This is a genomic window from Acinetobacter sp. YH16040_T, assembly GCF_024605785.1.
Classification (GTDB): domain Bacteria; phylum Pseudomonadota; class Gammaproteobacteria; order Pseudomonadales; family Moraxellaceae; genus Acinetobacter; species Acinetobacter amyesii.
In genome coordinates this window covers 1-15,292 of sequence record NZ_CP094541.1, presented here as the reverse complement: position 1 = coordinate 15,292, position 15,292 = coordinate 1, and the positions used below count along the sequence as shown (strand labels likewise).

At 40.3% G+C, this 15,292-nt stretch carries 12 protein-coding genes; 3 read left to right on the top strand and 9 right to left on the bottom strand.

Going from position 1 to position 15,292, the window contains the following annotated elements; all coding sequences use genetic code 11:
* The first annotated feature begins 382 nt into the window (after positions 1-382).
* Both MST16_RS00060 and MST16_RS00055 read left to right on the top strand, forming a co-directional pair.
* A complete protein-coding gene (locus tag MST16_RS00060) occupies positions 383-1,300 on the top strand; it encodes a matrixin family metalloprotease (protein ID WP_180009111.1) in 918 nt (305 codons plus the stop codon).
* A 120-nt stretch (positions 1,301-1,420) separates the two neighbouring features.
* Positions 1,421-1,798 (top strand): hypothetical protein, encoded by a 378-nt coding sequence (locus tag MST16_RS00055; protein ID WP_180005534.1) that lies wholly within the window; start codon positions 1,421-1,423, stop codon positions 1,796-1,798.
* Positions 1,799-1,866: 68 nt separating this feature from the next.
* On the opposite strand, the gene erpA is transcribed toward MST16_RS00055, so the two are convergent.
* The 4 genes from erpA to MST16_RS00035 all read right to left on the bottom strand — a co-directional run bounded on the left by erpA (position 1,867) and on the right by MST16_RS00035 (position 5,817).
* Positions 1,867-2,202, bottom strand: a complete 336-nt coding sequence (gene erpA, locus MST16_RS00050) for an iron-sulfur cluster insertion protein ErpA (RefSeq protein ID WP_078189499.1) — start codon at positions 2,200-2,202, stop codon at positions 1,867-1,869.
* A 134-nt stretch (positions 2,203-2,336) separates the two neighbouring features.
* The gene (locus MST16_RS00045; protein WP_180009113.1) at positions 2,337-3,344 is read right to left on the bottom strand and encodes a putative solute-binding protein; all 1,008 of its coding nucleotides are present in this window, start codon (positions 3,342-3,344) and stop codon (positions 2,337-2,339) included.
* Between the two features lie 201 nt (positions 3,345-3,545).
* The gene (locus MST16_RS00040) at positions 3,546-4,556 is read right to left on the bottom strand and encodes a putative solute-binding protein (RefSeq protein WP_180005536.1); all 1,011 of its coding nucleotides are present in this window, start codon (positions 4,554-4,556) and stop codon (positions 3,546-3,548) included.
* A 256-nt stretch (positions 4,557-4,812) separates the two neighbouring features.
* Positions 4,813-5,817: a putative solute-binding protein gene (locus MST16_RS00035; protein ID WP_180009115.1), complete on the bottom strand. Its 1,005-nt coding sequence runs from the start codon at positions 5,815-5,817 to the stop codon at positions 4,813-4,815.
* Between the two features lie 196 nt (positions 5,818-6,013).
* Between MST16_RS00035 and MST16_RS00030 the strand changes: the two genes are divergently transcribed.
* On the top strand, positions 6,014-7,951 hold the full coding sequence (locus MST16_RS00030) for an ATP-binding cassette domain-containing protein (protein WP_180009122.1): 1,938 nt from the start codon (positions 6,014-6,016) through the stop codon (positions 7,949-7,951).
* Between the two features lie 532 nt (positions 7,952-8,483).
* On the opposite strand, the gene MST16_RS00025 is transcribed toward MST16_RS00030, so the two are convergent.
* From MST16_RS00025 to dnaA, 5 genes are all read right to left on the bottom strand, one after another.
* Positions 8,484-8,861 carry a hypothetical protein gene (locus tag MST16_RS00025; protein ID WP_180009124.1) on the bottom strand — a complete coding sequence of 126 codons (378 nt, stop codon included), beginning with the start codon at positions 8,859-8,861 and terminating at the stop codon, positions 8,484-8,486.
* Between the two features lie 170 nt (positions 8,862-9,031).
* On the bottom strand, positions 9,032-11,500 hold the full coding sequence (gene gyrB / locus MST16_RS00020) for a DNA topoisomerase (ATP-hydrolyzing) subunit B (RefSeq protein WP_180009128.1): 2,469 nt from the start codon (positions 11,498-11,500) through the stop codon (positions 9,032-9,034).
* A gap of 43 nt (positions 11,501-11,543) precedes the next feature.
* The gene (gene recF, locus MST16_RS00015; protein WP_180009130.1) at positions 11,544-12,626 is read right to left on the bottom strand and encodes a DNA replication/repair protein RecF; all 1,083 of its coding nucleotides are present in this window, start codon (positions 12,624-12,626) and stop codon (positions 11,544-11,546) included.
* A gap of 23 nt (positions 12,627-12,649) precedes the next feature.
* Positions 12,650-13,798, bottom strand: coding sequence for a DNA polymerase III subunit beta (dnaN, locus tag MST16_RS00010; protein WP_168379516.1), 1,149 nt, complete (start codon positions 13,796-13,798; stop codon positions 12,650-12,652).
* A 108-nt stretch (positions 13,799-13,906) separates the two neighbouring features.
* On the bottom strand, positions 13,907-15,292 hold the full coding sequence (gene dnaA / locus MST16_RS00005; RefSeq protein WP_168379515.1) for a chromosomal replication initiator protein DnaA: 1,386 nt from the start codon (positions 15,290-15,292) through the stop codon (positions 13,907-13,909).

Here is a 15,292-nt window from a genome sequence, read left to right as displayed (position 1 = left end):
GACTCCTCATAAGTTGCCTAATTTTATATATGTTTAATATTCAGCAGCGCTACACATGGAGCTTAGGATTTATCTCACTATTTATCGGCATTATTTTTTATACATTAGCTCAATGTTTTAAACTCGAAATATCGATCTATAGTTTGGAACACGTTAAAGAATATGGATTTAATTTCAAATATCTCATTGAATTGGTTTTTTTCATATTTATCTCTATAGGATTCATTCTTATTTATAAATCCAATTTACCAGCCAAATTAACTGGAAAAAAAGCGTAATGCTATTGTTAAGACAACGCTAAAATTTCAAGATGGTATATATTTGACTATGACGTGGACAAAATTCAAGCTAAATTAAACCCCTATTATTGTGTTCATTTACTATGCGCTTTGTCTCAGCACTCATAACAGTGGGGATACTGTATTTAGCTTATTTACAGTTTCAAGTTAAATCCCATCCACAGCTTCGCTTTAATTCTGCGTGGGATCGAATTTCCCATCCTTTTGACACACGATTACGCTTTCGTGTTGCAGACGTCGACCCACGCTTTGGTTTAACCCAGCAACAGGTGATCCAACTTAGCCAAGAGGCTGCAGAGATATGGCATAAAGGGACGCTCAAACCGTTATTTATCTATGACCCAGATGCACAACTGGCGATCCATCTAATTTATGATGACCGCCAAGAACAATACAATGCCTATAAGCAAGTCCAAAAGACCTTAGCCGCAGATAAAGCCCGTAATGATTTATATGCCGAGAACTTAACAAATTCGAGAAAAGGTCTGGAGATGAATGAGCAACAGCTCCGATCAAAACAAGCCATGATCCGTGCTGAAATAGTACAACTGTCGCAAGAACGTATGGGTTGGAGCCGAATCGAGCATGCGCAAGGCCCCAATATGCAACGCGTTGAAAAAGAACTTGCGCAAGTCAAAGCACAAGCGATGCAATTAGACCAAGAAATAGATCGATTTAATCAGCAAAATGATCAATTTAACCAACAAGTCTCAAGTTATAACCAGCAAATCGATCAATATAATGCGGGCGTGATACAAGCCAGTCAGCGCTTTCCTGCACGAGAGTTTCATAAAGGCGTTTTTATGGGCGATCAGATTCAGATTTATCAATTTGATGCCGAAGATGATTTACGCCTCACCCTTGCCCACGAACTCGGACATGCTCTCGGCTTATCTCACCATAATGACCCTACTGCATTAATGTACCCAATCTTGGGCGCGCAACAATTAGAAAACTTTAAACTGATGCCAGCAGACCAAAGCTTACTGTATTATCGCTAGTGTGCCCTGAGCATAAAAAACCATACAATTTATAAGGATATTGCAGGATTCACCAACAAAAATCAGCATTTCATGTTATTGTTGATATGCAATAATTTCCTTATATCAATGACATCTTCCGTGGAGAGCAATGTGAGTTACTACCATATCTTAATTGAAGTGAATGACCACATCAGCACGATTGAACAAACCCGTGATATTGAACTTTTTGATATTACCGAAATTCAACCTTATCTCCATGCAGTACTTTTACCATTTTTTAATGAGCAACTCATCGAACTCGAAGACGAAAATCTTGAGTTTAAAGATGTCTTGCATTTACAAGTCAAACAAACCCTATTGCCGATCCGTGACCTCATCGAAGAAGAACAACGCCTGCTTCCGAGTGATACCGATATCACCATTACGGCTTATGAAATTTTTAATAATTATCAATTGAGTCAAGACGTGACCACAGTGATTTTAGATCTGTTAGAAGCGCTAAAATTTGAAGCCTAATATCGATTTTAAACATTAAAAAAGCCCTCAAAATGAGGGCTTTTTTATGGCTCAATTCATCATCGTGATTAGATCGAGAATGAAGATCCACATCCACACGTGGTTGTCGCATTCGGGTTTTGTACCACAAAACGAGAACCCTCTAAACCTTCAATATAGTCGACTGTTGAACCAACTAAATATTGATAACTAAGTGAATCCACCAACATTTTCACGTCTTCATTGATAAATTCAGCATCATCTTCGTTTTGGCTTTCTGCAAAATTAAATCCATATGAGAAACCTGAACAACCACCACCAGTCACATATACACGTAACATGAGGTCTTGATTACCTTCACTGTCACGCAATTGGCGTACTTTATTGGCAGCATTGTCAGTCAGCACAAGTGCTTGAGCATTCATGATGGATTCCTCTGAGTCATTGGGGTGTCTTTAAAAAGAAAAGACCATGTTTCAAGTATAACATACTCAATATATGGTCAGTCTTCACAGTTTAAAGTTAAATCAGAGTATTTTTCTCAAGATTCATTTAAAACTTATTTATAGTTTTCGTCCTGTAATGCACATTCGAAGTTTTTCGGGTCTTGTTTACAGCGGAATTGCCATAATAGTTTCATCATTCGCTTGTCGTAGATACCACGTTTAGTCAAATCGATACGCGCTTCACGCATCATTTTTTGATAACCAGCTTTGTCTGCTGTTGGAACATCCATCCAATATTTGGCTGGAATTTCTGACTTCATTTTGCCTAATATCGTGAATGCACGCGGTAATTGTGTTTTGACCCAATCACGTGATTTTTGCCCATACCCCGCTGGGAATTTATCTGGGCGAATAATAATATTTCCCGTCACTTGTAAAATTGGATAATTAACAATTGCACCTTTACTACCTAAACCTTTATGTAACTCCAAGGGTTTAAACACCGCTGCAGGTGCACCAATAATATCCACCTGACCATTGTTAAATTTAGAGCCAAAATTGGTCACGTCAGCACTGACCGCTTGAGCCCCCACCTGTTGCACCATAATTTTCTGCGCTTCATCATAATCAAGCACCGCAATTTTTTTACCTGCTGCTTTAGCGACAGTATTGATACTACGGTCATTCACCAACAGGTAGGCATCACCTACAGGAATCACACCTACCACTTCATATTTACTATTGACCATGCTCTTTGCAAACGTTGGACTCGCAAGGCCTTGCATCACTTTAACCGCAAGTTTCAAATCTGGAATTGCACCAATCGCATCTAAAGAACCGGTAAAATTATTAAATTGACGACCACGCATACCTGTGACACTGATCCCATCACATTTACCGGCTTTAAAATCTTCCGCAATCACCGCTTCATTTTGACTGACGCGGAGCTCAATGTCTGCGCCCCAGTTTTTTGCCGCCAATTGGTAATCTCTCATCAGGGTAAAAACATCACCATTTTTACCCACCAAATCAAATACACACACCACTTGCTTTGCTTGAGCTACGCCATTCACCGCCATTAACGCAGCAGCAATACTCAATGCCTTTGTCCATTGTTTCATACTGACTTTCCTTGTTTTTTACTGTTTTTGTTTTAACCATTTTTTGATTTTTGGGTCATGCGGAGTATGATTAAATATACTCACAGCCCTCGATTTCAATTTAGATTACCTGAATATTTTGCTGACTCAATGGCGAAAATGACCTGTGCATTTGCGAAAAAAAGCCCGGATAAATCCAGGCTTTTTTCTTTAAATATCAGTTTATTCGCCGCTAAGTGAACATTCAAAATTGGCTTTATCGACAGAACAACGTGCCTTTTTCAATACTGACATCATGCCCGCATCATAAATGCCACGTTTCGTCATATCCATACGACCTTCACGCAATAATTTTTGATATTTGGTTTTATCTTCTGCACTTAAGTTAAGTTTATATTTCGCAGGAATACCCGCCTCTAAACGGTTAATCATCGCAATACTCTTCGGTAAATGTTTCACAAACCAATCACGAGATTTTTGACCAAAGCCTGCTGGGAACTGATCAGGACGAATAATAAAGTCCGCGGTCACTTGTAAAACTGGGAAGTTAAACATCGCACCATTGGTACCTAAACCCTTATAAATCTCTAATGGTTTGTAGGCATACGCAGGCGCACCCACCATATCGACCTGACCATTATTAAACTTCGCCACAAAGTTAGATACATCTGAAACCACAGCTTGAGCGCCGACACGTTGCACCATGATTTTTTGTGCTTCGTCATAGCCTAATACTGCAAACTTTTTACCTGCTGCTTTTTCAATTGAGTCAATTTTTTTGTCTTTGACAAAGATGAATGCTGAACCCAGTGGAGCAATACCCGCCACTTCGTATTTCTTACCACCTAGGTTGCTGACCATTTTTGCAGCATTACGTTGGTCTAATGCAAAGGTAATCGCACGTTGCGCAATTGCATTGCTCGGTGCGCCACCAAGCGCATCAATCGAACCTGCAAATTTATTGTATTGACGAGCACGCATTGCCGTCATAAATACGCCATCACATTTACCCGCTTTAAAATCATTGTCGGCTACTGCTTCATCTTGACGCGGAATTAAGTTAATTTCAGCACCCCAGCCTTTTGCTGCAAGCGCCCATTCCTGAGCCATTTGGTATGACTCACCTGACTTACCCAGTAAGTCAAATACACAGATATCTACTTTTGCTGCCTGAGCTGAACCAGCAAAGCCAATTGCAGCAAATGTAGCCAATGATAGGAGCGTTTTTTTCATTCTATTTTCCTTTCAAATCTTTTTATGGTTCAGAGGTGTCCTTACACAACGCCGATATTAAGCAAGTTAATTTAAAAAAAATAGAGCATTTACTCCATTTATTTATGTCATTTTGGCACATTCTGTTTTTTTGTGATTAATATCACTTTTTTATTTAAGGCAAAATTATAAATATAATCATCATGTTGTATGCAAAAAAGGCTTTTTGCATTTACAGCCTTTTTATGAAACTTTACAAAGAAATACAGAAAAAAGCTTATTCACCCGCCACTGAACACTCAAAATTGGTTCGCTCAATCGTACAACGTGCTTTTTTCAGTACCGTCATCATGGTGGAGTCGTAGATTCCTTGTTTGGTTAAATCCATCCGTCCTTCACGCAAAATTTTCTGATATTTCAACTGATCATCTTTGCTGAGATTCATCTTATATTTGGCAGGAATTTCAGCTTCCATGCGTTTTACCATGGCAAAACTTTTCGGTAATTGTTTAACGAACCATTGCCGAGAGGGTTCAGCAAAACCATCTGGGAATTTATTGTTACGAATAATCAGGTCTGCCGTGACATTCACCACAGGAAAATTCACCATCGCCCCAGTAGTGCCTAAGCCTTTTGAAATTTCGAGTGGCTTAAAGGCATAAGCCGGCGCAGCCACAATTTCAACTTCGGCCTGATTAAATTTGCGAATAAAATTGGAAATTTCCGACATGACTGGCACAGCGCCGACACGGTCGACCATCTCTTTTTGCGCATAGTCATAATGCAAAATGGCAAATTTTTTACCTTCAGCTTTTTCTAAATTATTGATATTGCGATCACGGACAAAAATATAGGCTGAACCAATTTGCCCAATCCCTGCCACTTCATAACTATCTTTACCTGAATTGGTAATCAGTCGCTTACTGTTCCGCTTATCTAAGACATAGGTAATGGCTTTTTGTGGGATGGTATTGTTCGGTACACCGCCAATGGCATCAATCGAACCAGCAAATTTGTTATACGCACGTGCCCGCATCGAGGTCATATAAAATGCGTCACATTTCCCTTCTTTAAAATCTTTATCGACTTTGGATTCATCTTGATATGAAATCAGTTGAACTTGTGCTCCCCATGCCTTACTGGCTAGAGACCACTCTTCCATTAGCTTATAAGATTCCCCTGCTTTTCCAAGTAAATCGAACACACAGACCTTCTGATTGGCATAGCTTTGTGCAGACATCACACCTGAAAGAAGCGATAAAATTAAAATTCCTTTTCTCATTTCTTATATTCCCAATATGTTTTATTAATCCATTTAAAACAACAACTTGAAATATTTTTTTAATACTAAAGCCCATTCAATATACCTAAATACGTGGAATCTGTCACATTTTTTCAGATGGTTGCGATGCTTTGTTTTTTCTTTTGCAAAGCCATCCATTAGAATAGCCTCACATTCTTCTTGTTTAGTTAGTTCCATGATTCAGTTAGACCAACTTTCCATTCGTCGCGGTGGGCGTGTTTTATTTCAAAAAGCATCTATGCAATTGCATCCAGGCTGGAAAATCGGCTTAACCGGTGTAAATGGTGCAGGTAAATCGACTCTTTTTTCTGCACTTTTAGGTGGAATGGAATCTGATGGTGGTTCATTAACTCGTCCTGCGGTATGGACCGTCGCGCATATGGCGCAAGAAATCAAAGCGCTCGATATGAAAGCGATTGATTTCGTTCTTTCAGGCGATGAAGAATATTGGGAAATACAACATAAACTTGAACATCCAGAACAATTAGACAATGAAGCGCTGGCACACTTATATGGCCGATTTGATGAAATCCATGGCTATACAGCTCCATCAAAAGCCTCACAACTGATGGCCGGCCTGGGTTTCTTTGAACATCAGTCCCAACTCAATGTTTCAAGCTTTTCTGGTGGTTGGCGTATGCGTTTAAACCTTGCGCGTACCCTGATGAGCCGTTCTGACCTATTATTACTCGATGAACCAACCAACCACTTAGACTTAGATGCGATTTTGTGGTTAGAAGATTGGTTAAAAGCTTATGAAGGCACACTGATCTTGATTTCACATGACCGTGATTTCTTAGATGCGGTGACTGATCATATTTTACATATCGAAAATCAAGAGCTGACGCTTTACACCGGCAACTATTCAACCTTTGAACGCACCCGTTCTGAGCGCTTGGCACAACAACAACAAGCCTATGAAAAACAACTTGAAACCCGTGCACATCTCCAAAAATTTATTGACCGTTTTAAAGCTAAAGCCACTAAAGCTAAGCAGGCTCAAAGTCGTATTAAACAATTAGAACGCATGCAGGAACTTTCTGCCGCGCATGTCGATACGCCATTTACCTTTAGTTTCCGTGAGCCAACCAAAATGAGCTCACCACTGTTACAAATGGAACATGTCGATATAGGCTATGGTGACAAACTGATTGCCACCAATGTGAATTTACAGATTACCCCAAACAGTCGCATTGGTTTACTGGGAATGAATGGTGCTGGTAAATCAACCTTAATTAAATCCTTGGTTGGTGATCTTCCCTTATTACAAGGGACACGCAAAGCCTCGGAACTGTTGAATATTGGCTATTTTGCACAGCATCAAATGGATGCTCTAGATGGCAATGCCAGCCCAATGTTGCAATTATCTCGAATCGCTGACAAAAAAATCAGTGAAGCGGCATTACGTTCATTCTTAGGTAGCTTTGGTTTTAGTGGCGAACGCATGGATACGCCAAGTGAAGGATTTTCAGGCGGTGAACGAGCACGATTGGCTTTGGCTTTGATTGTTTGGCAGCGCCCCAATGTTTTAATTCTAGATGAACCGACCAACCATTTAGACCTTGATATGCGTCATGCGCTAACTATGGCATTACAAGACTTTGAAGGCGCTGTGGTTTTGGTTTCGCATGAACGTCAATTGATTGCCAGTGTTTGTGACGAATTATTATTGGTACATCATGGGAAATGTCGCGAATTTGATGGTGACCTCGTGGCTTATGCCGATTGGCTGCGTCAAGCACGGATCGACATGATGAAAAATAGTCAACAAGCCCCGACTCCCATCAAATCTCAAGTTGAAACTAAACCGACGATTTCCAAAGTCGATAAAGAAGCGCAACGTAAAGAAGCTGCACGTCAGCGTGAATTGACCCGCCCGATTCGTAAAAACATTGAAAAAAATGAAGCGCAAATCAGCAAAATTCAGCCACGCTTAAACGAAATCGAGGAATTATTAGCAGACAGTGCTTTATATGAAGCCAGTCGTAAAGATGACTTACTCAAACTGATGAATGAGCAAACAGAATTAAAAGCCAAACTTGAATCTGTCGAAGAGCAAATGCTTGAATTAATGATGGAATTAGAAGAAATGGAAAGTAGTTTTGAGGCTTAATTTAAAAAGCAAAACCCTAGATTTGCATTATTAAGAAAACCTAACTTAAGCTCAAAAAATCAATCGCCGTGAAATTTAAATGTTCCACGGCGATTTTTTATTTATACTTCACAATAATAATCACACTATAAATCTAAAAAATATTTAAAAAATCGAATGTTCATATCCAACTGGTTATTGCATCGTTAAGGCATTTCTATTCGGAAAGAATCTAAAAATTCAGCGATAGCTTTTACCCTAACTTTGTAAATGAATTCAAAAAATATACTTCACATCAAACTCATTGCCATAGTTATCCATAAAAGCCATTTTTCAATTCAAATCTTGGTTTTAAATTCATTTTTATTTTTTAAATTCAAAATATCGAACCACCTTTTTTTGTGGATAAATATTTTTAAATGATATTATCCACAATTATAAATGACTTTGATGTTGAACACTATTAAATGTGAAAATTCACAAAACTTATCCACATTTGCAAGATGGATGCATTTTATCTCCATTCACGACATCAATTTAAACTTTTTATTGTTTAAGATAAGGCAGAAGGATGGGCTTTTTTTGCCTTTAAAAAACGTAATTCTTGTATTTTCCAGGTCTGATCAAAATGCCAGATTTCCTGTATTTGCTGCTGTGTTTCGGCTAAACCAATTAAAATTTTGCACTCAGTTTGGTCACGATTAAACTCATATTCTTCAAATTCTACGTCTGGTTTTTGTGGTTTCCAAACCCCATTCTTCACTGCATGTGCAATACGTTCATAGCGGACATAATTACTTTCGACACGCCCGTCTTGCTCATAAACCACCTTAAAGTGCTCATCTTCGTATTTGGCAAGAACGGTATAATTTCCGGTAAAAAATGCATTTACCCAGATGTCACGAATGTGTTCAAGTTGATTGTCCATCATATATAGACCTCTTATTTTTAGCTGCTAAGTTCAAATAGATTTGAGCTTAGCATCAGAATAAGTCAATTTTATAAAACACAAATTGGCGATTTAATATTCAATTTTATTTAAGATAGCACAAAAAAAAGCACTCCGAAGAGTGCTTTTTTGAATGATTCTGTAATCAGAATTTAGGCATCAATATCCGCATTTAACGCATTTTCTTCAATGAAAGCACGACGTGGTTCCACATCATCACCCATCAAGCAAGAGAACATACGATCAGCTTCAATCGCATCCTGTACCGTTACTTGCAGCATGTTACGGTTCTCAGGATCCATTGTGGTTTCCCAAAGCTGTTCAGCATTCATCTCACCCAAACCTTTATAGCGCTGAATCATCATGCCACGGCGTGAGTCTTGTAGGATGTTTTGCCAAACCTGATGGAAGCTATTTACTGGAATTTTGCGCTCACCTTTTTGTAGGTAAGCACCTTCTTCCAATAAGGTGAACCAACTCTTCGAATTTTTGAGTAAACGTGCATATTCACCTGAACCCAATAGACCTGAATCTAACAAGTATTGGTGCGGTAAGTTATGAACATAGATGGTAATACGCGGGAAATAGGTCGCTGACTTATTGCCTTCGGTATCTTCATGCTCAAAAGTTTCTAAGCTTAATTCAGGACGTAAGCTAGGTTGAGTTTTCTCAATATTGGCACGTAGTTGCTCACCCCAAGTCTGTACATAGTCTTGGTTATTTGCGTGATCTAACTTAAAGCCTTCTACTGCCAATAAACCATCCAACACACTTGCAGGATAACGTACAGTCAGACGATGCAAGCTCTTTTGAGAGGTTTGATAATCCGCAATCACACCCGCTAAAGCCTCACCACGAATGGCTGGTGCTTCTGCACTGATGTGTAATTCAAGCTCATCAATTGCATTTGAAATCAGGTAAGTCTCAAGCGCATCATTATCTTTGATGTACTGTTCTTGCTTGCCTTTTTTCAGCTTATACAACGGTGGCTGTGCAATATAAATATATCCACGTTCCACAAGTTCTGGCATTTGACGGAAGAAGAAGGTCAACAGTAGCGTACGAATGTGCGAACCATCGACGTCGGCATCGGTCATGATGATGATTTTGTGATAACGCAGTTTATCTGGGTTATATTCCTCACGGCCAATACCACAACCCAAAGCAGTAATCAGTGTTCCCACTTCTTGTGAAGAAATCATCTTGTCAAAACGTGCACGTTCCACGTTGAGGATTTTACCTTTCAGCGGCAAAATCGCTTGCATCTTACGGTTACGGCCCTGTTTTGCAGAACCGCCCGCAGAGTCACCTTCGACTAAGTAAAGTTCAGACAATGCAGGATCTTTTTCCTGACAATCGGCCAATTTACCTGGCAGGCCTGCAATATCAAGCGCACTCTTACGACGAGTCATTTCACGTGCTTTACGTGCTGCATCACGCGCACGTGCTGCATCAATAATCTTGCCTGCAATCGATTTAGCGGCTTGTGGGTTCTCTAAAAGATATTCAGCAAATGATTTATTCATCGCTTGCTCAACCGCAGTTTTCACTTCGCTCGACACCAATTTTTCTTTGGTTTGCGAAGAGAATTTTGGATCAGGCACTTTCACCGAAACAATCGCAGTTAAACCTTCACGTGCATCATCACCAGAAACTGCTACTTTCTCTTTTTTGAGTAAGTTTTCGCTTTCCATGTAGCTGTTTAAGCCACGAGTTAATGCAGCACGGAAACCCGCTAAATGCGTGCCACCATCTTTTTGTGGAATGTTGTTGGTAAAGCAACGAACATTTTCCTGATAAGAATCATTCCACTGCAATGCAACTTCTACACCAATGCCATTATCCGCTTGAGTAGTAAAGTGGAAGATATCATTCAGATGGGTTTTGCCTTGGTTAATATATTTTACAAACTCAGACAAACCACCTTCATAGTCATAAACGTGCTCTAAATTGATACGTTCGTCACGTAGCACAATTCTCACACCTGCATTCAAGAAAGATAATTCACGTAAACGACGCGCCAAAATATCGACATTAAAAATCGTTTGACTGAAGGTTTCAGCACTTGGCCAGAAACGTATACGTGTACCTGTACGATCTGTCTCACCCACCACCTTTAATGGATACACGGAATCACCGTGTTTATATTCTTGCTGGTGGATTTGACCCGCACGATGAATAGTTAATTCGAGCTTGCTTGAAAGCGCATTCACCACGGATACGCCTACACCATGTAGACCGCCTGAAACTTTATAGCTGTTATCATCAAATTTACCGCCCGCATGCAGAATCGTTAAAATCACTTCTGCTGCAGAAACACCTTCTTCTGGGTGAATGTCGGTAGGAATACCACGACCGTTATCCGATACGCTTACAGATTCATCTTCATGAATGGTGACTTGAATTTCGTCACAATGACCTGCCAACGCTTCATCAATTGAGTTATCGACAACTTCAAACACCATGTGGTGTAGGCCAGTACCATCGTCAGTATCACCAATATACATGCCCGGACGCTTACGTACAGCGTCTAGACCACGTAATACTTTGATGCTAGAGGAATCATAAGCTTTTTCTATGGTTTGTTCTGTTTGAGAAGCAGCTTGATCTTCTGAACTCATGGTTTCTCCCTAGTGAAAAATAGGTCTATCCAAAGGTGGTATTTCATTGCACAACAGCCTGCACCGTACCATTTTCAACTTTGAATAATTGATAAGAAATAGATAAATCATGTAAGTGTTTTTGCACTGAATCATGGTCTAAAGTGGTAATAAAAACTTGACTACCAAGATGGCTTAAACGCTCAATTAAACGCTGTTGTGCGGTTAAATCTAATTCTGCTGTCAGATCATCTAATAATACCACAGTTTCCTTATTACAAGCATGTAGCATTGCAATCTGTGACAGTTTTAACGCCATGATCAATAACTTTTTTTGCCCACGAGAGAGCACAACATCTGCATCACCCATAGCGGTTTTCAACCTTAAATCTGCACGGTGCGGACCATACTCAGTATAGCCACGTTCGCAGTCTTTAAAGTGCTGATTGGTCAGATCATTCAGCAGTCCTGTTTCAGCATGAAAGCCTGCACTATATTCCAATGTCACTGTTAAATGCGGCAATAATGCTTGGAGATCTTGTTGGAAATATCGCGTCCACTGTTCCACCACATTACTGCGCAGACTATGTAATATCTCACCATAATCACTGAGCATTTTGTTCCACGGTTCTAGGTCAGACAAACTCAAATGACGTCGTGATTTCAGCAAACTATTCCGCTGTTTTAATGCCCGCGCATAATATTGCCATGCATGGTAAAACTCCGGTTCCACGTGGAACATCAACCAATCTAAAAGTTGACGTCGTGGCTTCGCACCATGATCAATAATATCGGTACTTTGTGGGTCGATGAGTTGTAGTGGTAAAATCTTAGCCAACTGCCCTTGTGTCCCCACAAGGTCGCCATTGACTTTAATCACTTGCTCGCCCGACTGCATTTTTTGCATACCAATGCGGTCTGTTGCAGACTGCGCAAAGACAACAGCGTCAGGGCTATTATTTTGAATATAGTTTTTCGGAATATGGGTTCGAAAAGAACGGCCGGTTGCCAGCAAATGTACTGCTTCTAATACAGAAGTTTTGCCAGAACCATTTTGCCCATAAAAGACATTAAACGGCTGCAACCCAGAGAGTGCAACCGTCTTTAAATTTCGAACACGTTCTACATGTAAACGCGTGATATGCATAATAATTGAGACGTCAGTCCGAATTAAACACGCATTGGCATCACAACATAGGTTTGATCTTGTTGTTGTGGATCTTGTACCAATACAGATTGGTTGGCTTCTGTCATGGTCATTGCAACATCATCACCATCCAACACATTCAGAACTTCCAATAAGTACTGTGCATTGAATGACATTTCCATCGGTGCATCAGCATATTGAATCGCGAGATCTTCGATCGCTTCATCTTGTTCAGGGTTATTGGCACGAAGTTGTAAAGTGTCCGCATCAAACTTCAAGAATACGCCGCGCAATTTTTCATTACTTAAAATCGCCACACGTTGTAGTGATTGTTTAAATACATCATGTGCAATGCGCACATTTTTATCACCACCACGTGGAATCACACGGCGGTAGTCAGGGAATTTACCATCGATCAATTTTGTGGTGAAACGTACGGTAATATCACCCTGCTCTTTATCACGGCTGGCAATGGTAATCGTTACATTTAATAATTCACGACCAATCAACAACGATAATTGCTCGTCTTCAACACTCAATAGACGCTGCAATTCACCTACAGCTTTACGTGGAACAATCGCTTGCATTGCTTGTGTCGCATTCGAGCTTGCCGCTGTTTCACACATCGCCAAACGGTGACCATCGGTCGTTACTGCACGCAATTGATTTTCATCAATTTCAAGCAAAGTACCTGTCAAATAGAAACGCACATCTTGAACCGCCATGGCAAAAGATGTTTTCTCAAATAAACGCTTTAACTCACGCTGAGTCACACCGACTTGAGTGCCTTGAGTATTTTCAGTGGTTAATAATGGATAGTCTTCTGCAGGCAAAGTACCCAATACAAAACGACTGTTTCCAGATTTTAAAATACAACGTTGATCTTCAGTAATTTGCAAATCAATCAATGCCGCTGACGGTAATGATTTACAGATATCCATCAATTTACGTGCAGGAACAGTCGTCACACCTGCTTGTAAACATGCACCTTCAGTAAGTGATGTGCTTGCAACCAGTTCCACTTCAAGATCCGACCCCGTAATGGTCAAAGCTTGCTCTGTTACCTGTACTTTTACATTGGATAAAATATTTAAGGTATGGCGACGTTCAACCGCTCCTACGACATGTGATAGAACATTCAGTAAGCTTTCTTTCGCGATTTTTAAACGCACGATACATTCCTCTAAAAACTGAAGACAGACAAAATAAATTAATTTTTTAGCAGTGTACTATGCGGCAGAATATACCGCATTGCAAGAACAGAATTTGAACGAAAAGACTTAACTTTGCAGCAGACGTTGCAAGTTTTTATAGTCCTCATTGAAGATTGGATCTTCTTCACGCAGGCTTTGTACTTTTTCACAGGCATGCATCACAGTACTGTGGTCACGATTACCAAAAGCCATACCAATTTCAGGAAAACTATCCCCTGTCAGCTCACGTGCTAGCCCCATAGCCAACTGACGTGGACGTGCATAAATGCGTGTACGTTTTGGACCAATCAATTCTTTCAGTGGAATACGGAAATATTCACTCACCACACGCTGAATATTTTCCGTGCTGATGGTGCGCGCACGAATTGCCAACACATCTTTTAACGATTCACGCACCACATCTAGATCGATTGGGGTGCCTTTAAAACGAGAAATGGCTACGACTTTATTCAGCGCACCTTCTAGTTCACGGACATTGGCAACCACTTGTTGAGCAATAAACAACGCACAATTCCGTGGAAGTTCCACCCCATTGCTTTCCGCTTTTTTCAGTAAAATTTCAATACGGGTTTCAATATCAGGCGGTTCAACACCCACCGATAAGCCCCACGAAAAACGTGAAACCAAACGTGGATCAAGTTCAGTCAGTTCTTTTGGATAACGATCTGAGGTTAAAATGATTTGCTTAGATTCATCTAATAACGCGTTGAAGGTATAGAAAAACTCAACCAAGCTGGCCTCTTTACCCGCCAACAAATGAATATCATCCACCAATAACAAATCTAACGAACGACAGTTTTTCTTAAATTCTTCGACCTTACCTTGCTGTAACGAGCTCACAAAGTCTTGTACAAAACTTTCAGCCGTCATGTACATCACACGTGCATTCGGCTTCGCTTGCAATAATGCATTACCTACGGCTTGCATTAAATGGGTTTTACCTAAACCAGTCGGTCCATATAAAAATAACGGGTTATGTTGCGAAGCACCGGGCTGCGTCAAGACTTTACGACAGGTTTCTGCCGCCATCTGATTGGAACGACCTTCAACAAACAAGGAAAAGGTAAATAATGGGTTAAGCTGACGCTTACGGTTATTTTTTGAAGACGTCTCTTCTTTTTCTTTTTTAGGACGTGTTGGTGCCGACACTTGTGGCGTTGACTCTAATGCTGCGGTGGTTGTTGCCGGTTGCTCAGCTGCAGATAAAATTGCACCAGGCCGTGAATCGACCAAAATCTCGACTTTACGTACCCGACCTTCAGACAACTGTTCCGCTAAAATTGAAATCAGTTCTAAATGGTGCTCTTGAATATAGCGTGTCCAATACGGATTCGGTGCATAGAGTTTTAGACTATCACCTGCATCTTCTGCCACCAGTGGGCGTATCCACATTGTATAGACATTTCCTGAAAGCTCTTGTCGCAAGCGAGTTAAGCAGTCTGTCCAAAGCAT

Excerpts from the sequence above, each read along its gene's own strand:
- MST16_RS00030 (WP_180009122.1), top strand. The coding sequence starts at position 6,014 with ATGATTCAGTTAGACCAACTTTCCATTCGTCGCGGTGGGCGTGTTTTA.
- MST16_RS00025 (WP_180009124.1), bottom strand. The coding sequence starts at position 8,861 with ATGATGGACAATCAACTTGAACACATTCGTGACATCTGGGTAAATGCA.
- gyrB (WP_180009128.1), bottom strand. The coding sequence starts at position 11,500 with ATGAGTTCAGAAGATCAAGCTGCTTCTCAAACAGAACAAACCATAGAA.
- MST16_RS00045 (WP_180009113.1), bottom strand. The coding sequence starts at position 3,344 with ATGAAACAATGGACAAAGGCATTGAGTATTGCTGCTGCGTTAATGGCG.
- MST16_RS00035 (WP_180009115.1), bottom strand. The coding sequence starts at position 5,817 with ATGAGAAAAGGAATTTTAATTTTATCGCTTCTTTCAGGTGTGATGTCT.
- dnaA (WP_168379515.1), bottom strand. The coding sequence starts at position 15,292 with ATGCTTTGGACAGACTGCTTAACTCGCTTGCGACAAGAGCTTTCAGGA.
- MST16_RS00060 (WP_180009111.1), top strand. The coding sequence starts at position 383 with ATGCGCTTTGTCTCAGCACTCATAACAGTGGGGATACTGTATTTAGCT.
- erpA (WP_078189499.1), bottom strand. The coding sequence starts at position 2,202 with ATGAATGCTCAAGCACTTGTGCTGACTGACAATGCTGCCAATAAAGTA.
- recF (WP_180009130.1), bottom strand. The coding sequence starts at position 12,626 with ATGCATATCACGCGTTTACATGTAGAACGTGTTCGAAATTTAAAGACG.
- MST16_RS00040 (WP_180005536.1), bottom strand. The coding sequence starts at position 4,556 with ATGAAAAAAACGCTCCTATCATTGGCTACATTTGCTGCAATTGGCTTT.